Raw genomic sequence first — 17,816 nt, forward strand, 5'->3', positions numbered from 1 at the left:
ATGTCTCTAGAGATCAATGATCACCAGGGTGCCCTGGCTGCCGGCGAGCACACCGTGGGCGGTGCCGGCTTCCACCAGGTACATCTGGCCGGCGTCCACCCTGATGGCTTGATCACCGATACGCAGGTGCAAGTACCCACTGATCACCAACAACCCTTCGTTGTAGTCGTGGGTTTCTTCCTCGTACGTCTGTTCATCCATGCGCAGTACTTTGATCCGCGCCGGGCCAACCTGGCCCAGCCGTGTGGATGTCCAACTGTCGGGCAGTTGCGCGGCGATTACGGCGAAGTCCAGTAACGGCATGTGAATCTCCTTGTTTTCAACGATGCCGTCGGTGGTCCGGTTCAGCAGGCGGTGGGTCTTGTCAGAAAATGTCCATCAACAAGACCCGGCACGGCTTGGCTTGATGCTCATTGATCTGGGGCACCAACCGGGTGAAGTGCTCGGTCTGGCAGTGCGCATCCAGCGCCGCTTGATCTGGCCATTGCTCGATAAAAATGAAGTGCCCAGGGTCTTTTTGATCGATGAACAAATCGTAGGCGATGCACAGCGGTTCCTGGCGGGTTTTTTCCACCAGTTCAGCGTACCAAGGGCGCACGGTTTCCAAATGTTCGGGCTTGATAAAGTCTTCGGCGATGACTTTCAACATGCTAGGTGTCCTTTAGGCTGCAGCAATTTCATGCGGCTCAAAACTGTCCGCCCGCGCCATCTGCCACATCCGCGAATAAAACTCGCCGTTCACTTCCCCTGTGAGCAATTCCCCAGGCTTGAGGAATACATGCAACTGCGAAAACAGTTTGATCTCGGTCGCCGACATGCGTCGTACCAAGTGCTTGGCCGACAACTGCGACGGGTGATCGAGCCCGGCGGCGGCGAGCATTTCTGCCAAAGCGTGCAGCGTGTTGCGGTGGAAGTTGAACACGCGCTGGGCCTTGTCCGGCACCACCAGCGCGCGTTGGCGCAGCGGGTCTTGGGTGGCGACGCCAGTCGGGCATTTGTTGGTGTGGCATGACTGCGACTGAATGCAGCCAATGGCGAACATGAAACCACGCGCCGAGTTGGCCCAGTCGGCGCCGATGGCCAGGACGCTGGCGATGTCGAACGCGCTGACAATCTTGCCGCTGGCGCCGAGCTTGATCTTGTCGCGCAGGTTCAGGCCCACCAGGGTGTTATGCACGAACAGCAGGCCTTCGCGCAGCGGCACGCCGATATGGTCGGTGAATTCCACCGGCGCGGCACCGGTACCGCCTTCCTTGCCGTCCACCACGATAAAGTCCGGAAGGATGCCGGTTTCGAGCATGGCCTTGGCGATGCCCATGAATTCCCACGGATGGCCCAGGCAGAACTTGAAGCCCACAGGTTTGCCGCCGGACAGTTCGCGCAACTGAGCGATGAACTGCATCAGCTCGATCGGCGTGGAAAACGCGCTGTGACGCGACGGCGAGATGCAGTCTTCACCCATCATGATGCCGCGGGTGTCGGCGATTTCCTGGGTGACCTTGTGCTTGGGCAAAATCCCGCCATGGCCGGGCTTGGCGCCTTGGCTCATCTTGATTTCGATCATGCGCACTTGGGGGTTCTGAGCCTGCACGGCGAAGCGTTCGGGGTCGAAACGGCCGTCGCTGGTGCGGCAGCCAAAGTAGCCGCTGCCCAGTTCCCAGGTGAGGTCGCCGCCGTTTTCGCGATGGTAGGGGCTGATGCTGCCTTCGCCGGTGTCGTGGGCAAAGTTGCCGAGCTTGGCGCCGTGGTTGAGTGCCCGGATCGCGTTGGCGCTCAATGAGCCGAAGCTCATCGCCGAAATATTGAACACCGACGCCGAGTACGGCTGTGTGCACTGCGGGCCGCCGACCATCACGCGAAAACTGCTGGGGTCGCTCAGTGGCGCAGGGCGCATGGAGTGGCCGATAAATTCGAAGCCTGACTGGTACACGTCGATCAGGGTGCCGAAGGGTTTGTCTGCCGTTTCGTTCTTGGCGCGCGAATACACCAGCGAGCGCTGGGCGCGGGAGAAGGGCAGGGCGTCGCTGTCGGACTCCAGCAGGTACTGGCGGATTTCCGGGCGGATGGTTTCTACCAGATAACGGATATTGCCCAGGATCGGATAGTTGCGACGCACCGCATGGGGGCTTTGCAGCAGGTCGACAATGCCGATCAGGCTGAGTACACCGGTGACCAGCGTGATCGGCCACAGCCATTCATGTTCGATAAAGGGAAGGCTGGCGAGGGTGAAAATGACGCACACAGCAAAGAAGGCGTAGCGGCTTAACAAGGACAGGCTCATACGGTTTCCTTGGGTTCGGACTCTTCAGGTCGATTAACCATTCTGCACCTGTCGACAAAGCACGGACAAGGATTGATCGTCCAGTCAGCTATTTGAGCCTCTGCGTATTTGTACCGACAAAAAAACTATCAGCTTGATCAGGAACGTATTGCTGCCCCGTCACCATTCATTGAGTGTCTGGTTGTGACCGGGCGCTGTGAAGTAAGGACACTTTATCAAGAGGGAGTTTATAACGACCAAAACGAGTGACTTACCTATGACGACATCGATAGCGGTAGCGAATGTTTTTTCCAATGTCTGGAATTCTGCCCCCTCCAGCCACGATTGGAATAAAAGCCAGTTAACCGGCCCGCTACGGGAGCAAGTCGCCCAAGAACACAAACGCATTGAAGGCATCGAAAAACCTGAGCAGGATGTGAGCCGAAAGCCGGAGATCGCCACAGGCCGCCCACCGGGTGATAACCGCACCGCCGAACAAATCATCAACGATAATCCGATCCTCAAAAAACTGGGTCATCAAAAAGATATCAATCGCTCATTGGCTTACAAACTTCTTGGGGATTGGACGAGCAACAACAAAGACCCGGACGCACGGGCTGATGCAGCCTTCAACGCTGCGCGGGTGCTCAACTATATCGATACGTCCTTATCGGCTGACGGAGAACACCGAGGCAAGGCCCACGGCAATGGCGACCTTGAAGGCATTACCCATAGCGGCGACGCTCGGCACGGTACACCTGCAGGCGTGTGGAAAGACTTTACGGAGCAGGGTTATTTAGCCTTGCGTGAGCATCACCGTCTGGATAGTACCAGCGACACCCATGTCAGGAAGGACGGCACCAACAAAGATAACGTGCAATGGGCTGCCGGCGAGGCTGGAAAGAGAACCCGGTTTATCCCTGGACTCAGCAACATTCTTCTAGGTATTGGCGATTCGGAACCGGGAGTGATCGGAGCTATCAAAGGGGCGAAGGCGGGTTTTGACAAAACTCGGGCTGATGGTTTCGATGAAGCGCTCGCCAGCGCTACGAGAGGAAATCTTGTCGGCGTCGTTAAAGGGTATATCAATGCCGTGAAGAACAACGAAGCCAAGCCGAATGAGGCCCAGTCAGCACTGGATAAGATCAGCAGTTAAGCCAGTTTGGTTTTTAATGGTTGGACGTCCCAGGAAACGGATTTCCAGAAGGCCCCATAGCTCCTCGCGCTCTACCTTTATTGCAAGAGGTTCTCGTTTGGATGCTCGGTGTTGTGTTACTGTATAACAAATCAACCGCACCCAGACGCCCCGGAGGCCTCATGAAAGCTGGTATCCACCCCGACTACCGCACCGTGCTGTTCCACGACACCGCCGCCGATGTGTTCTTTCTCATCGGTTCCACCGCCGACAGTGATCGCACCCAGAAACACAGCGACGGCAACACCTATCCCTACATCCCCCTGGACGTCTCCAGCGCCTCGCACCCGGTCTACACCGGCCAGCAGCGCAAGACCCAGGCCGAAGGCCGGATTGCCGGGTTCAACAAGCGTTTTGCATCGTTTGGGTCGAGCCCGAAAAAAGCTGACGCATGAGCATGATTCGGCGGCGTGCCCTACGCCGCCGTCTGCCGAATCGGCAGTACTACCCGAAACTTCGTACCCTTGCCCACCTCACTGCTGACGCTGATATCGCCACGGTGTTTCTTGACGATCCCGTAGGACAACGACAAACCCAACCCGGTACCTTCGCCCACAGGCTTGGTGGTGAAGAACGGGTCGAAGATCTTCTGCACGGTGTCGGGGGCAATCCCACAGCCGTTGTCTGCGACTTCCAGCCACACGTTCTCGCCGTCCACCCCGTTGCTGATGGTGATGGTGCCGCGCTCAGGGCCCATGGCTTGTGCGGCGTTGATCACCAGGTTCATCACCACCTGGTTGAGTTGCGAGGCCAGGCACTCGATTTCCGGCAGCGGCGTGTAGTGCTTGACCACATCGGCCTTGTACTTGAGTTCGCTGGCGACGATGTTCAGCGTCGAATCAATGCCTTGCTGCAGGTTGGCGAATTGCCAGGTCTGGTCGTTATCCACCCGTGAGAAGTTCTTCAGGTCCTTGACGATCTGCACCACACGGCCGATGCCTTCCTTGGATTCGCGGATCAGGATCGGAATGTCGTCCTTGAGAAAATCCAGGTCCAGTTCGTTGCGCAATGCCATGAGCGGTTCGCGATGTTCTGGCGCCCCGATGTGCGCTTCGCTGCGCTGGTAGGCATCGAGCATCTGTTGCAGCTGCTTGAAGTAACTGTCGAGGGTGCTGAGGTTGGAGGAAATAAAGCCCACGGGGTTGTTGATCTCATGGGCGACGCCGGCCGCGAGTTGCCCCAGCGAGGCGAGTTTTTCCGACTGCACCAGTTGGCTTTCCAGGTGCTTGCGCTCTTCAATTTCCAGTTGCAGCGCTTGGGTGCGCTCTTCCACCAACCGCTCCAGCTGCGAGGTTTGCAGGGAAGCGCGGCGCGCCATGTCCCATTTGTTGGCCAGGGTGTTGGCCATTTGCTGGACTTCAATGTTGTCGAACGGCTTTTTCAGGATCAGCAGGCGGTCGTGGGCGTGCAGGCGAAACAACAGGTCATCCCAGGAATAGTCCGAGTAGGCGGTGCACACCACCACTTGCAGGTCGGGGGCGACTTTCCACAGTTCTTCAATGGTCTTGGCGCCGTCCCAGCCCTGGGGCATGCGCATGTCAACGAAGGCCAAGGCATAGGGGCGCTGTTGCGCCATGGCGCTGGTCAGCAAGCCCAGGCCTTCCTCGCCGCCATACGCGCCGTGCAGTTCGAATGCCTGGGCTTGAGGTTTGGCGGTGTCGCCGAACAACGCCGACTCCATTTCATCCAGCGCTTCGGTTGAGGCTTCGTCGGGCATCAGGATCTTGCGAAAATCCTCATGGATGGACGGTGTGTCATCGATCAGCAGGATGCGCCGGTTGGGAGGTTGGTTCATGAGCTGCTTCCGGCAAGGGTCATGGGGATGGTCAAGGTGAAGACGGCGCCAAGGCCCGGCCCGTCGCTGTGGGCGCTGAGCTGGCCGTTCATTTCCACGGCGGCCAGGGCGCAGCTGTGCAGGCCGAAACCGTGGCCCTCCTTGCGGGTGGTAAAACCGTGGGTGAAGATACGTGCCATGTTCTCGGGTGGTATGCCTTCGCCATCGTCCTTCACACTGATCTTCAGGGTCTCGTCGCCTACCGATTCCACCGCCAGGGTGATTTGCCGTGGCCGCTCAGACAGTTTGTCCATGGCGTATTTGGCATTGCTGATCAGGTTGACCATGATCAGCAATAACCTGTGCTTGTCCGCCAAGATCTCCGGCACCGGGGCGTACGCCTTCACAACAGTGACATGGTGACGGCTCAGCGCGCCGGCGTTCATGCGCAGGGCGTCGTCCATCAAGGCGCTGATATTGACCGGCTCCAGCAAGGTAGACGCACCCGCATAGGATTGCTGGGTCGAGACGATGTCCTTGATGTGGTCCACGCTTTTGCTCAACTGCACCAGCTCATCGCTCATGCCTTGCTGTTCGATGGCAATCGCTTCGACCAACTGGTTCAGATAGCCCGGCAGCAACTTGCCCTTTTCATCCTCGGTAAGGAAAGTGCCCAGGTCGCCTTGGTGAGCGTTGATCAGTTGCATGGCCTTGCCCAGGCCGAGTGCCTTGCTGCTGCGCAGCTTGCGGCTGACCAGGTCGGCGGAGATGTTCACACTGTTGAGCACGTTACCGACGTTGTGCAGCACGTTGGTGGCGATCTCCGCCATGCCGGCCTGGCGGGCGCTGTTCATCAGCTCGCTCTGGGCATCCTTGAGCTGTTGCGTGCGCCGTTCCACTCGTTGTTCCAGGGTTTCGTTGGCGGCCTGCAACGCTCGGTTGACGCGGTTGATCTCGGCGAAACTGCGCAAAAGGCGCACCGCCAGGTAAAGCAGCAGCACCACCAGCAAGGTCGAGAAGATCAGCAGGTAGCGATGGTACTGATGATCGATGAGGTCCGTAGCCTGCTGGTCCTGATTGAGGTGAGTGGTCAGGTCATCGAGGTGTTCGGCCACCGGCACGGCGGCAATCCGCTCGAGCAGGCTGTTGACCAGTGGCTGTTCGCGCAGGATCAGCGAAATATGATTGCTGAGGATCTCCACCGGTGCCTGGAACTCGCTGGGCAGGCTCTGTTGGTTGATGGCCAGCTTGCCCAGGCCCACCAGGATATCGGCGGCACGTTCGTCGCTGGTGACTTGGGCGAACTCCAGGCTGCTGAGCAGCAGGTCGTAAGTGTCGGTGGCCACGCTTTGCAGTTGCAGGCGGCCTTCGTCGGTCATGCTGTTGAATTGGGCCTGGATGTCGTCTTCGGCCGTCGGCAAAAAAGCCAATGAGTTACGCAGCACTGCGTTGTGGGATTTGAACTGGTCGACGAGCCGGGCTTTTTCCTCGATGGCCGTCAGATACGCCGCATGGCTGGCTTGCCAACCGGGCAGGTCGGCAGCGCTGTGGTAGGTGTCGCGGCTTTCCAGTTCAGCCCCGATACGGGTCATCTCGGTCAGCGGTGTGACCAGTGGGTCGTAGTTGTGGGTGATCGCGATGCGGGCCTTGAGTACTTCGCTGTCCCACTGAGCATTGAGCTGCTGGAGTTGGCGGATCAAGTCGCGCGACTGGGTATAAGTGGCTGTCTGGTCGCGTGAAGACTTGAGGTACAAAAACACCAGGGTGGAGGCCAGGAACAGGGTGATGAGGCCTAGCAGGATTTGGCTGGTGCGTCGGCGTGACAAGGGTCTCATAACGGCTTGCCCGCCCATTCGCCGGTCAGGGTCTTGAGAAACTGGATAATCAGGTCCTTGTCTTCCCGGGACGGGTTGCGCCCCAACTGGTACTTGAACATCACGTCAACCGCCTCTTCAAGGGTCTTGGCCGAGGCGTCGTGGAAGTACGGCGCTGTGACGGCCACATTGCGCAGGCTGGGCACCTTGAACACATGGCGGTCTTCCTCATCCTGGGTCAGCAGGTAGCGCCCCAGGTCCGATTCCAGCGGGTTGCCGCGGGCCTTGAAGTAATCGCCCATCACGCCGAATTTCTGGAACATATTGCCGCCAATGTTCACGCCCTGGTGACAGGCAATGCAGCCGTAATCCTTGAAGCGTTGGTAGCCGTATTTTTCCTGGCGGGTCAGGATATCGGTGTTGCCCAGCAAGTATTGGTCAAACCGCGAATTGGGTGTCAGCAGCGTACGCTCGTAGGTGGCCAGGGCGTTTTGCACATTGGAAGCGGTGACGCCATCGGGATAGGCCTGTTTGAACGCGTTCTGGTAGGCGGGCAGGGCGGACAGGTTGCGCACCACGCTATTCCAGTCGCTGCCCATTTCCACCGGGCTGATTACCACCTGCTCGACCTGGGCCTGCAGCGTGTCCACCCGACCGTTCCAGAACTGTTTGAAGTTCAGGCTGGCATTGAATACGGAAGGGGTATTGATCTGCACCGGTTTGCCGTCAAAGCCAATGGAGAATGGCTTGTTGTCGGCACCGCCGCTGGTCAGTTGGTGACAGCTCGCGCAGGACAAGGTGTTGTTGACCGACAAACGCGGCTCGTTGAACAGTTGGCGACCCAACTCAACCTTGGCCGGGTCCAGTACTGGAACCGCCGGCAAGGGCTTGAGCGCTTCGTCCAGCGGCGCGGCTGACAGCGATGCGGTGCCCAGGCATAACGCGAACATCAGGCCGGAACGGTGGTTTACGACATTGCTCAAGCGAGCACTCCTTGCAGGCCCAGGGCTATTTATTTTATTGATCCGGCATCAGTGTCGCTCTATCCGTTTGCAGCAGCTGCACAAAATCTTTCGAAGGCAGCGCCTTGCTGAACAGAAAGCCCTGGCCCTCCTCACACCGCTGGGCTTTGAGGAAGTTCAATTGGTCGACGGTTTCCACACCTTCGGCAATGATGTTCAGCTCCAGGCTCTTGCCCATGCCGATGATAGCGCTGATCAGTTGTTCGTCCTGGCTATTGATGCGCAGGCCGCGCACGAAGGATTGATCGATCTTCAGCACGTCGATGGGAAAGCGCCGCAGGTAGCTGAGGCTGGAGTAGCCGGTGCCGAAATCGTCCAGGGCCAGGCGGATGCCCATGGCCTTGATCTTTTGCAGGGTCTCCACGGTTTCGTCGACGTTCTGCATCAGCACGCTTTCGGTGATTTCCAGTTCCAGTTGGGTGGGCGGCAGGCCTGTTTCTTTCAGGATGGCGGCCAGGTTGTCGACGAAGTCCCGTTGGCGAAAGTCGATCGCCGAGATGTTCACCGACATGCGCAGGGGCGCCAGGCCCATCTCACGCCAGGCTTGGGCTTGTGTGCAGGCTTGGCGCAGGACCCACTGAGTCAGGCGCACGATCAGGCCGCTGTCTTCGGCGACCGGAATGAACTCCGCCGGGCTGACCCAACCCGACTGCGGTCGAAACCAGCGGGTCAGCGCTTCCGCACCGACGATGCGCCCGGACTCCAGCGCCAGCTTGGGTTGGTAATGCAGCACAAACTCATCGCGGTCCAGCGCCTGGCGGATCGCGCTTTCCAGGTTTTGCTGGTGCTGGGCGCGCAGGTTCATGTCTTCGGTGTAAAAGCTGAAATCCCCCGGGCCGCGTTCTTTGCTGGTGCGCATCGCGGTTTCAGCGTGCTTGAGCAAACCCACGGCATTGTCGCTGTCATCGGGGTAAATACTGATGCCCAGGCTGGCGCTCACACTCAGGTCATGCCCCGCGACATGGCGAGTCGCGCTGACAGCATTGAGTACTTTTTGCGCAATGTGCTGGGTTTGCTGGGGATGCTGGATATCGTTAAGCAGCACCACGAACTCGTCAGAGCCATAACGAAACACCGAGTCCGAGGCCCGTATCGCCGCCACCAGGCTCAGGCTCACCTGCGCAAGCACCTCGTCGCCGGCCGGATAGCCCAGGGCGTTGTTGATGCGCTTGAAGCGGTCGAGCCCCAGAAACATCACCGCCAGTTGCGTGTCGTGCCTGCGGGCCAAGGCGATCGCCTGGGTCAGGCGGTCGCCCAGCAACGTGCTGTTGGGCAACTCCGTCAGGGCGTCGTATTGCAATAAATGCGAGACCTTGAGCAGCTCCTGCACGCGTTCCTCGATGGTGCGCTCCAGGCTGATCACCTTGAGGGCCGCGTCTTGGGCCAGTTGCCATTTCCAGGTCAGGGCGCTGGCCATCTGGCGGATTTCCAGGTGGTCGAAGGGCTTTTTCAGGATCAGCAGTTGGTCGTTGTACTTCAGGCGCGCTTCGATGGCCTCGAAGGAATAGTCGGAATAGGCCGTGCAGAGCGCGATTTGCAGGTTGGGGTCCACCTCCCATAGCTGTTCGATGGTGTGCAGGCCGTCCCAGCCTGGGGGCATGCGCATGTCGATAAACACCATGGCGTAGGGCGAGTGGGCGTCCAGGGCCTTCTTGACCAGCGCCAAGGCTTCCTGGCCCTGGTAGGCCGAATCCAGGTCAAACGCCTGGCGCGCCGGCGCGGTGGTGCCGAAGAGGGTGGACTCCAGGATGTCGAGGGAGGGCTCGCCGTGCTCGTCGGCACAGAGGATCTTGCGAAAATCCTGGTGGATCGAAGCCGTGTCATCCACGATCAGGATGCGCCGGTTGGCCCGGCCCGATTCCGTCCTCATGGCGCACTCGGCACGTGCAAAAGGCTTGATGGCATGACAATTCCTTCCCTGGTTCTACAACTGAACGGGGCGCGAGCATGCAGTGCAGCATAGTTGAGTTCCCTTGATATCGACGGCCAGTTGGCGTCAAATCAATCGCGCTTTGTATTGCGCGGATTCAATTTAGCCTAACTTCGTTTAATTTGAAGGCAGAGTCGCCATGGATGAACAACTCGCTACGAAGTCCGCTGTTTTGCTGGTCGACGATGAAGAGTCGATCCTTAACAGCCTGCGCCGCCTGTTGCGCGGCCAGCCCTATGAGGTGGTATTGGCCACCAGCGGCGCCCAGGCGCTGGAGATCATGGCGACCCGGCCTATCGATCTGGTGATGAGCGATGCGCGCATGCCCGGCATGGACGGCGCCACGCTGCTGGCCGAGGTCCACCGCCTGTATCCCGCCACCAGCCGCATCCTGCTCACCGGCTACGCCGACCTCACCACCATCATCAAGGCGATCAACGACGGGCAGATCCACCGCTACATCAGCAAACCCTGGAACGACGAAGAGTTGCAACTGGTGTTGCAGCAAACCCTCGAGCACCAACGCCTTGAACGCCTGGCCCGAGACCAGACCGAACAGCTCAAGCTGCTCAACGCCACCCTGGAAAAACGCGTGGCGGCGCGTACCGCCGAGTTGCAACAAACCGCCGACATGCTCGACCTGGCCTACGATGAGCTCAAGCGCAGCTACGTGACCGGGACCGAAGTGTTTTCGCTGTTGGCCAACCTGCGCTTGCCCAAGGACAAACAGACCAACCGTGCGTTGATCGAGTTGATCCGGGTGTATTGCGCCGCCCAGTCCATGGACGAATCCAGCACCCGTGACCTGACCATGGCCGCCGCGTTGTACAACATCGGCAAGTTGAGCTGGACCGACAGCATGATGGTTGCACCGTCGGACAAGCTGCACAGCACCGACCGCGGCTTGTACCGTGAATATCCGGGGCAAAGCGAGTCGCTGCTGATGACCCTGGAGCCGATGAAGGATGCGGCGCGGATCATTCGCCATCACCAGGAGCGTTGGGACGGCACGGGGTTTCCCGACCACCTCAAGGGCGATACCATCCCGCCCGGTTCACGGCTGCTGAAGCTGGCGGTGGACTTTATCGAATTGCAGAAAGGCCTGATCCTGGAGCGGCACCTCAACAGCGACGAGGCGCTGTTGTATATCCGCAAGTACGCCGGGCGCCTGTATGACCCGGCGTTGGTGGAAGATTTCGTGCAAGCCTGCGCCACCTTCCTCAGCGATGTGACCCTGGGTGATCCGACGGTAAAAGTCCTCTCCACCCGTGAGCTGGAAGCCGGCATGGTGCTGGCGCGCAACCTCAATGCCGACAACGGCATGTTATTGCTCAATGCCGGCAAGGTGCTGAACCTGCCGCTGGTGGACAAGCTGATCGCGTTCGAGGCGATGGAGGGCGCCAAGTACAGTGTGTTTATCAGGGCGCCGGACGAGGTGCCGCCCCTCCTGTAGTTATACGCCCCAGGCTACGTGCTTGTTGGCGTGGTAATCAAAGATACCCCTGATGATGTAGACATCTTTGCCACCTTCTTTGCCGTTTTGTTCAATTGCCACGCGCCAAAGACCACGGCCTGTGCCGGGCTGCACCTGGGGGAGATCGACGTAGGTGAAGTTGCCTATTCGCTTGCGGCTGAGGCGACCGGCTTGGATATCCTGGGTGATCTCCTCAAGTTTGGCGGTGGCGGGGGTGGGCAGGAGTTTTTTCTGGGTTTGCGCCAGTTCATCCAGCTTCACGATGTTGATGTGCGGATCGCGAGTGGGCACGACTTCCGGCCCGACAGGCAGCGCCGGCGCTGGCCTTTCAACTCTATGGGTTTGAACGCGGGGGACTTCAAACTCCAGAGGCGTTGCAAACTTGGGCAGGGCTTTTTCGAATGCTGTGACATCTCTACTGTCTACCATCGCTACGCCAGTATCTGCCCCATGCTGGCCTCGGGATAGGGCGATATAGGGAATACCGGATTTTTTGAAATCCTCTGAAAAGGAGGTGACTTGAAGCTTGGCGAGTTTGGCCTTGAAGGTCTCCGTCATGAAGGCATCCAGGGTGCTTTTTGTCTCAGGCAGCAATAAGAATCGACGTATCGCTTCCTGGCGTGTAATTCCGAGATCTGAGGCGAGTTGATTAATATGTACGAGGTGTTCGGGCTTGTATGCAAACACTTTCAGTGCAGCATCCCGCCAAGTATAAAGTTCATATTTTGCTGCGAATTTATCCATCGCATGCTGGTGTTTGTGGGTGATGGCGTACCCGACAAATTGTGCGCCAGTATCGGGGTCGGCAACGGCAATCGATGTTCTGATTTGTTTGTCGAGGTTCTCGTTTTTGCCAATGAGCCTTTTGACTTTTTTAAACAGTTCTTCCTTGTCCCGCGCAGACAGGGGTTGCGCAAAATGTTGTGTCGACAGGTGTATATGTTCAACCGTGGCCAGTTCGAGCCGCAGGTTTAACAGGGAACTACGTAACCTCTCTTGATTGGCTCGGCTCAAGCTTTTCGAGTTCGACATCCAGCGGCGAAATTCAGCTTCATCCAGGGTGCCAAGCTGTTGTCGGGCGCGAGTGATCAAATCGAGCTTCAGGGAAGCGTCGGTTTGTTCTATGACGCGCACGAAATCCCGCATTTCCCCTTCTGTTGCAAAAAGCCGCATCGCCGCGATCAGGTCCGCATCCACTTGCTGTTCAGGGGTGAGAGGACGCAGGGCACCCAGAACGGAACCTCCGCCCACAGCGTTTCGTTCGAAACGGGGCTTCCAGCTCTTTGCGTCTCCCGGTACGACCATAAAGTCCACGTGGTGACCTGCCGGGTCTTTTACATAGCGTGCGCCGTCTTCTACATAGGACTGATACAGGTGATAGCGGCCTGTTGGGTCGCGCATCGCGATGAACTGGTTATTGTGTTTATCAAAAAAACACGGTGCGCGGCCCGACTGGCGCGACAGTCTGTATCGGTGGGTGTTGGCAAACTCCACTACGTCAAAGAACGGCTCTATTTGCTCAGGCAACCGATACGGCATCACATTGACCCAGGCGGGTTCCAACGGGCGGAGGGAGGCACCCGTCAGTACAATGGCGGTGCTCCTGTCCGTACCGACTTTACTGGCCAGCCCCGGAATGCGCCGCCCCAGCTGCTTGGCCACGCCTAATCCGCGGTTGATAGCTCGGCGCAAAAACGACAGGGCGGTTTTGCCGGGTATCAACCCGAGCAGAAAATCGGCGGTTTCCACCCCGAACATAAAGGCGTTTACTGCCGATTCGCGGAAAATTTGCGCATTGCTCCGTGAACGGTAGTCGGCGTGCGCGAGTTGAAAACCCAGTTGCGCCGAATACAGGTATGCGTGGAAATTGCCGGTTATCGGCGTCAAGGTATAGCGGTACACACTGCGCGTATCGTTGAAGATCCGTGTGATCTCTTTCGTATCCTTAGTGGCCATCTGGGAAGTGAAATAGGCCTGCCATTCCGGTTTTGCTTTCAGCGTGTCCAGCTCCACCAGCCCCTTGGTCAGCTCCCGGAAGGCAACGCCATCTGGTGCATCCGGGGTATACAGCACACTGACCCCGTCAGGCTTGGTGCCTTTTCGATGAATGACCAGGACACGATGCATGACCTGCCCGCCTTGGCCCCTCTCTTGCGCGGCGCCCAATACCAGCAGGTTGACCTCTATCTCGAATTCGCTGACTCGGGGGCGGGTGGTTGAATCAGGGTGTTCAGTGACAGCTTTTATCCAGTCAAACCCACTGCCTGGCGTCTGGAACGTAAACAGTTTGGCTGCGTCAGGGTTGAGACGGTTCTCAAGCGCGTCCTTATTCATTTTTGCCGCGTTGGCGCGCTGCCAGACTGTAGCGAAGCTGCTTGTCCCGCTGCTCAGCGAGAAGGTTGACCGCAGATACGTATCGTATTTTTGGCCAATGTCAGCTTCTGTTGCGAGTGCGCGCAAATCATCGTTGCCAAGTTTTCCGTGAGGGTTGCCGGCTGTGTCAATAATGTTGGCGGTGGCACTGATCGTTCTATGTATGCCATGCACCGACCATGGGTCGACATTACGTTGGGTATAACTTCCCAGTGTGCGCAGATCCACCACGGTTTGGGTACGCCAGGTGCCCCACGTCAGTTTTTTGCCTGGCAGGCACTGCGGGATATTGATCTTGCGGTCTTCGCTGATGTAGACAATGGTGGCTTCCTCGTTACGATACCCGGTCATCTCGGCCGACCGGGAGGACGTTGTGACGCGCAGATGAACCAGGCTTCTATAAGGGTCAATATCAAGGTTGGCATACACAGGTTTCTGTTTTTTCAGCACCTTGTCGGTCTCCTGTTGGGAGAACGCCTCCAGTGTCAAGATTCTCTCAAGATGAGGTGTGAGTTCCTCATTGCTGTCGATCAGTTCTTGTTCCAGTTGCCTGTACCGAGCCTGGTCTTGCTCGCCGGAGGTTTTCAACCATGCGGGTTCGGCCGTCAACAGGCGTAGATTGCGCACCATAAAAGCATTAGCGACATCCCACTGTGGCGTCAGGTCTGCGGCCAGGTCGAGCTCGCCTGTGGAGGGCAACGTCTCCCTGCGCAAGGCTTCGCGAACGGAGAAATGTTGCCTGACTCGCAATGCGCGGACACTGTCAGCAATCACGTCAGCGTCTATCTGGGACGGGGCCGTCGTCAGTACGGGCAAGCCGCTCAGCGCGGTACGAGCGGCTGTCGGCAGGCTTGCGATCAACAGCTTGCCTGGCGCTGCGCCGTCTTGTATGCGGGCTGCGACGGTGTCATTCAAACGCGCCAGGTTTTCAAACTCCTCAAACTCCTCGCTTGGGCTATAGAGCATCACTTTGCCCGTCAGAGGCGTCGTGCCCGTGGGGGTCAGAATGAATGCGCCGGCGAATTCACTGCCATTCTCCAGGGCCAGTCGGTACACCGTGGGCCTGTTGTCGACGGTAAACACCTGTTCACGTGCCGCAGCACTTGGGTACTTGAGCACGTTCTGCGCCAGCGTCCGTGCATGCGCCGACAACGTGCCGTCCACCGAGCGCAATGCCAGTTGATGGGCTAGCACTTGTCGGCGCAATGCGACCAATTGCTCCTCCGTGTTGGGTTGGGAGGGCTCGCCAGCCCCCCAGAATGTATTCAGGCTCAACGTGATGGCTATTTCCAGCCTGGCGGCCAGGGTTGTCGTCGAGGCATTGGCAGAGAGGATTTTATCGGTGTCCAGGGTGTTGCATTCGCGGTAGAAGGCGCCGCTCTCCTGGGTCAGATAAGACTCTGCGCCAGGCGCGCGTAAGGTGGCCAGCAGCGAGCCCAGTGGTTCGCAGGACAGCAGGTGCTTTTGTCCTTCCTGGTCTTCGCGATAGCGGCTATAAAAAATCTGGTTGGGATTGATGGGCAGATGTGCATCGGGAAACATCTCGGCCGATTGCTGCTGGTACACGCGGCCGACACTCGGCTGTCGCCTTACCAGCTCAGAGGTCTGTGCATTGAGTTTGTCGAGTTCACGGGTGAGGTAAGCCAGTTGTTCTTCGGCAGAAAGTGAAGCCGGCGGCACGACCGCAAGCGTCATCGGTTGCACGGTAGGGGTTGACGTGCTGTCGGCCGGCAGCGGTTGTGGTTCGTCAGTGGATGATTCTTTGAGGGTGGGCAATGAATTGTGCATGAGTAAACTCTTATAAAAGAGCGCGGCGCACCGAGGTGCAGCGAGCCCTGCTGAATATGAGTTTGCGAGTTTAGGGTGGCCGAAACTGGACCCTGCGGTGTATGTATGTCGGAAAAAATCGCCCTGCACTCGCGAGTTGCGTGTGCAGAATGCGCGTGGGATCCTTGGCCGCTTTTCAATCCGAGAGAGGGCCTTCCATGTCCAAGACTATCCGCATTGCAGCCGCGCTGTTGGTCCGTGGCGACGGTCAAACCCTGCTTGTGCGCAAGCGCGATACCCTGGCTTTCATGCAACCGGGCGGCAAAATCGACGCCGGCGAGCAACCTGCCGAGGCGCTCGTCCGTGAGTTGCACGAGGAGCTGAACCTGCGCGTTGATCCGAGCCAAGCCGTCTATCTTGGCCAGTTCTCGGCACCCGCGGCCAACGAACCGGGTTTTACCGTAGAGGCGGAGTTGTTCAAGGTGCAGGTCGACGTCGCCGTCACCCCTGCAGCAGAGATTGAAGAGGTGTGCTGGATCGATCCCATGGGCGAAGGTGACTTGCATCTGGCGCCATTGACGCGCGATTTGATCCTGCCGTTCTATCGTGATTCGCTGGCTACCGCATGATGATTCGCCCGCTGGACGCCGACGATGCGCAAGCCTATCGGGCATTGATGCTCGAGGCCTATGGCGCGTACCCGCAAGCGTTCACGTCCAGTGTCGCGGAGCGCGCCTCGATGCCATTGAGCTGGTGGGAAAAGCGTCTCGACAGCCCGCTGGATTGCCTGTTGGGCGGCTTTGATGGGGCGCGACTGGCCGGCATCGTCGGCCTGGCCTACGAGCCTCGCGAAAAGGCGCGGCACAAGGTGACCTTGTTCGGCATGTACGTGACCGAGGCTTATCAACAGCAAGGGCTGGGGCGGCAGCTGGTGCAAGCCGCACTGGAAGAAGCCCGCCGCCACCCGCGCCTCAAACTGATCCAGCTGACCGTCACCGCCGGCAATGACGCGGCCTTTGCGCTCTACCAGCGCTGCGGTTTCATTCAGTACGGCCTGGAGCCACTGGCCGTGCGGGTAGGCGTCGAATACTTCGACAAGATCCACATGTGGCGCGAGCTACATTGATCGTTCCAACGCTCTGCGTGGGCACGCATCCCGTGACGCTCCGCGTCACCACGTGGACGCAGAGCGTCCTTGGCGGCATTCCCACGCAGAGCGTGGGAACGATCGGCACTCGCCCGCACACTCAGAGCCCGCTCAACGCACCGCGCTTACGCCATCCAAGGTGGAAAACGAGGTGTCCTTGGCCGTCAGCAAGAAGTCGCGCATATAAGGTGCATCCAGCATGTCGGCACGAATGCCCGCATACAAGGTGGCGAACAAACCCTTCTCACCCAACCGCTTGGCCTTCACATACCCGCGTGAGCTGTATTCATGCAGCGCCCAGTGGGGCATACCGCACACCCCACGGCCGCTGGCCACCAGTTGCATCATCATCACGGTCAGCTCCGAAGTCCGCACCTGGGCCGGTTCAACGTCGGCCGGTTCCAGGAAGCGGGTGAAGATGTCCAGGCGGTCACGTTCCACCGGGTAGGTGATCAGGGTTTCTGTCAGCAGGTCTTCCGGCACGATGTAGGACTTGTTCGCCAACGCGTGCTGGTTGGCCACCGCCAGCATGGCTTCGTAGGTGAACAGCGGCACGTAGGTGATACCCGGCAGTTCCAGCGGGTCGGAGGTCACCACCAGGTCCAGGTCGCCACGGGCCAGGGCCGGCAGCGGCGCGAAGGCAAAGCCCGAGGCCAGGTCCAGCTCGACTTCCGGCCAGGCATCGCGGAACTGGTCGATGGTCGGCATCAGCCACTGGAAACAACTGTGGCATTCGATCGCCATGTGCAAGCGCCCGGCGGTGCCCCCGGCCAGCCGCGCAATATCGCGCTCGGCACCGCGCAACAACGGCAGGGTGGCGTCGGCCAATTGCAGCAGGCGTAGGCCGGCGCTGGTGAAGCGCACCGGTTTGGTCTTGCGCACGAACAGCGGCATGCCCAGGCGCTCTTCCAGTTCTTTGAACTGATGGGAGAGGGCGGACTGGGTCAGGTGCAGGCGTTCGGCGGCTTCCACCAGGCTGTCGGCTTCGCGCAAGGCGTGCAGGGTTTTCAAGTGACGGATTTCGAGCACAGGCGCTCCATGAAGAAAATTTGCGACGAAT

Annotated in this window: 14 protein-coding genes; 5 read left to right on the plus strand and 9 right to left on the minus strand. The window is 58.8% G+C overall.

Translation table 11 applies throughout. The features are described 5' to 3' along the window. Positions 1-6: 6 nt before the first annotated feature. The 3 genes from ACP7CZ_RS04540 to ACP7CZ_RS04550 form a co-directional block, all read right to left on the minus strand. A complete protein-coding gene (locus tag ACP7CZ_RS04540) occupies positions 7-303 on the minus strand; it encodes a cupin domain-containing protein (protein ID WP_054897691.1) in 297 nt (98 codons plus the stop codon). A 61-nt stretch (positions 304-364) separates the two neighbouring features. Beyond that, positions 365-649: a putative quinol monooxygenase gene (locus tag ACP7CZ_RS04545; RefSeq protein WP_054897692.1), complete on the minus strand. Its 285-nt coding sequence runs from the start codon at positions 647-649 to the stop codon at positions 365-367. 12 nt (positions 650-661) lie between these two features. Next, positions 662-2,281, minus strand: coding sequence for an FMN-binding glutamate synthase family protein (locus ACP7CZ_RS04550; protein WP_054897693.1), 1,620 nt, complete (start codon positions 2,279-2,281; stop codon positions 662-664). A gap of 256 nt (positions 2,282-2,537) precedes the next feature. Here ACP7CZ_RS04550 and ACP7CZ_RS04555 point away from each other — a divergent pair, with 256 nt between their 5' ends. Continuing rightward, a complete protein-coding gene (locus ACP7CZ_RS04555) occupies positions 2,538-3,416 on the plus strand; it encodes a hypothetical protein (RefSeq protein WP_089041311.1) in 879 nt (292 codons plus the stop codon). A 161-nt stretch (positions 3,417-3,577) separates the two neighbouring features. Next, on the plus strand, positions 3,578-3,850 hold the full coding sequence (locus tag ACP7CZ_RS04560) for a type B 50S ribosomal protein L31 (RefSeq protein WP_034126440.1): 273 nt from the start codon (positions 3,578-3,580) through the stop codon (positions 3,848-3,850). A gap of 20 nt (positions 3,851-3,870) precedes the next feature. On the opposite strand, the gene ACP7CZ_RS04565 is transcribed toward ACP7CZ_RS04560, so the two are convergent. Genes ACP7CZ_RS04565 through ACP7CZ_RS04580 form a run of 4 tightly spaced genes read right to left on the minus strand, consistent with a single transcriptional unit; the run spans position 3,871 to position 9,935 of the window. Further along, positions 3,871-5,250 (minus strand): ATP-binding protein, encoded by a 1,380-nt coding sequence (locus ACP7CZ_RS04565; protein ID WP_072447596.1) that lies wholly within the window; start codon positions 5,248-5,250, stop codon positions 3,871-3,873. Continuing rightward, on the minus strand, positions 5,247-7,064 hold the full coding sequence (locus tag ACP7CZ_RS04570; protein ID WP_252950955.1) for a DAHL domain-containing protein: 1,818 nt from the start codon (positions 7,062-7,064) through the stop codon (positions 5,247-5,249). The genes ACP7CZ_RS04565 and ACP7CZ_RS04570 overlap by 4 nt, the downstream gene beginning before the upstream one ends. Further along, positions 7,061-8,026: a cytochrome-c peroxidase gene (locus tag ACP7CZ_RS04575; protein WP_294164149.1), complete on the minus strand. Its 966-nt coding sequence runs from the start codon at positions 8,024-8,026 to the stop codon at positions 7,061-7,063. Before ACP7CZ_RS04575 ends, ACP7CZ_RS04570 begins: the two co-directional genes overlap by 4 nt. A gap of 34 nt (positions 8,027-8,060) precedes the next feature. After that, positions 8,061-9,935, minus strand: a complete 1,875-nt coding sequence (locus tag ACP7CZ_RS04580; RefSeq protein WP_294164152.1) for a putative bifunctional diguanylate cyclase/phosphodiesterase — start codon at positions 9,933-9,935, stop codon at positions 8,061-8,063. Positions 9,936-10,134: 199 nt separating this feature from the next. Here ACP7CZ_RS04580 and ACP7CZ_RS04585 point away from each other — a divergent pair, with 199 nt between their 5' ends. Beyond that, entirely contained in the window at positions 10,135-11,448 is a 1,314-nt protein-coding gene (locus ACP7CZ_RS04585; RefSeq protein WP_054917582.1) for an HD domain-containing phosphohydrolase, read from the plus strand. Here ACP7CZ_RS04585 and ACP7CZ_RS04590 read toward each other — a convergent pair whose 3' ends face one another. Then, complete coding sequence (locus tag ACP7CZ_RS04590; protein WP_294164159.1) at positions 11,449-15,630, minus strand: hypothetical protein; 4,182 nt, start codon at positions 15,628-15,630, stop codon at positions 11,449-11,451. It lies immediately after the preceding gene. Positions 15,631-15,827: 197 nt separating this feature from the next. Here ACP7CZ_RS04590 and ACP7CZ_RS04595 point away from each other — a divergent pair, with 197 nt between their 5' ends. Then, a complete protein-coding gene (locus ACP7CZ_RS04595) occupies positions 15,828-16,238 on the plus strand; it encodes an NUDIX hydrolase (RefSeq protein ID WP_034126447.1) in 411 nt (136 codons plus the stop codon). Continuing rightward, positions 16,235-16,735 (plus strand): GNAT family N-acetyltransferase, encoded by a 501-nt coding sequence (locus ACP7CZ_RS04600; protein ID WP_054897702.1) that lies wholly within the window; start codon positions 16,235-16,237, stop codon positions 16,733-16,735. The genes ACP7CZ_RS04595 and ACP7CZ_RS04600 overlap by 4 nt, the downstream gene beginning before the upstream one ends. A gap of 132 nt (positions 16,736-16,867) precedes the next feature. On the opposite strand, the gene metR is transcribed toward ACP7CZ_RS04600, so the two are convergent. Beyond that, positions 16,868-17,785 (minus strand): transcriptional regulator MetR, encoded by a 918-nt coding sequence (gene metR, locus ACP7CZ_RS04605; protein WP_003188924.1) that lies wholly within the window; start codon positions 17,783-17,785, stop codon positions 16,868-16,870. Positions 17,786-17,816 lie beyond the last annotated feature (31 nt).

This window comes from Pseudomonas sp. DWP2-2 (assembly GCF_049897065.1).
GTDB classification, from domain to species: domain Bacteria; phylum Pseudomonadota; class Gammaproteobacteria; order Pseudomonadales; family Pseudomonadaceae; genus Aquipseudomonas; species Aquipseudomonas paracarnis.

Bases quoted from the DNA above. Each gene is read 5' to 3' on its own strand.
- ACP7CZ_RS04540 (WP_054897691.1), bottom strand. From the start codon at position 303: ATGCCGTTACTGGACTTCGCCGTAATCGCCGCGCAACTGCCCGACAGT.
- ACP7CZ_RS04545 (WP_054897692.1), bottom strand. From the start codon at position 649: ATGTTGAAAGTCATCGCCGAAGACTTTATCAAGCCCGAACATTTGGAA.
- ACP7CZ_RS04550 (WP_054897693.1), bottom strand. From the start codon at position 2,281: ATGAGCCTGTCCTTGTTAAGCCGCTACGCCTTCTTTGCTGTGTGCGTC.
- ACP7CZ_RS04555 (WP_089041311.1), top strand. From the start codon at position 2,538: ATGACGACATCGATAGCGGTAGCGAATGTTTTTTCCAATGTCTGGAAT.
- ACP7CZ_RS04560 (WP_034126440.1), top strand. From the start codon at position 3,578: ATGAAAGCTGGTATCCACCCCGACTACCGCACCGTGCTGTTCCACGAC.
- ACP7CZ_RS04565 (WP_072447596.1), bottom strand. From the start codon at position 5,250: ATGAACCAACCTCCCAACCGGCGCATCCTGCTGATCGATGACACACCG.
- ACP7CZ_RS04570 (WP_252950955.1), bottom strand. From the start codon at position 7,064: ATGAGACCCTTGTCACGCCGACGCACCAGCCAAATCCTGCTAGGCCTC.
- ACP7CZ_RS04580 (WP_294164152.1), bottom strand. From the start codon at position 9,935: ATGAGGACGGAATCGGGCCGGGCCAACCGGCGCATCCTGATCGTGGAT.
- ACP7CZ_RS04585 (WP_054917582.1), top strand. From the start codon at position 10,135: ATGGATGAACAACTCGCTACGAAGTCCGCTGTTTTGCTGGTCGACGAT.
- ACP7CZ_RS04590 (WP_294164159.1), bottom strand. From the start codon at position 15,630: ATGCACAATTCATTGCCCACCCTCAAAGAATCATCCACTGACGAACCA.
- ACP7CZ_RS04595 (WP_034126447.1), top strand. From the start codon at position 15,828: ATGTCCAAGACTATCCGCATTGCAGCCGCGCTGTTGGTCCGTGGCGAC.
- ACP7CZ_RS04600 (WP_054897702.1), top strand. From the start codon at position 16,235: ATGATGATTCGCCCGCTGGACGCCGACGATGCGCAAGCCTATCGGGCA.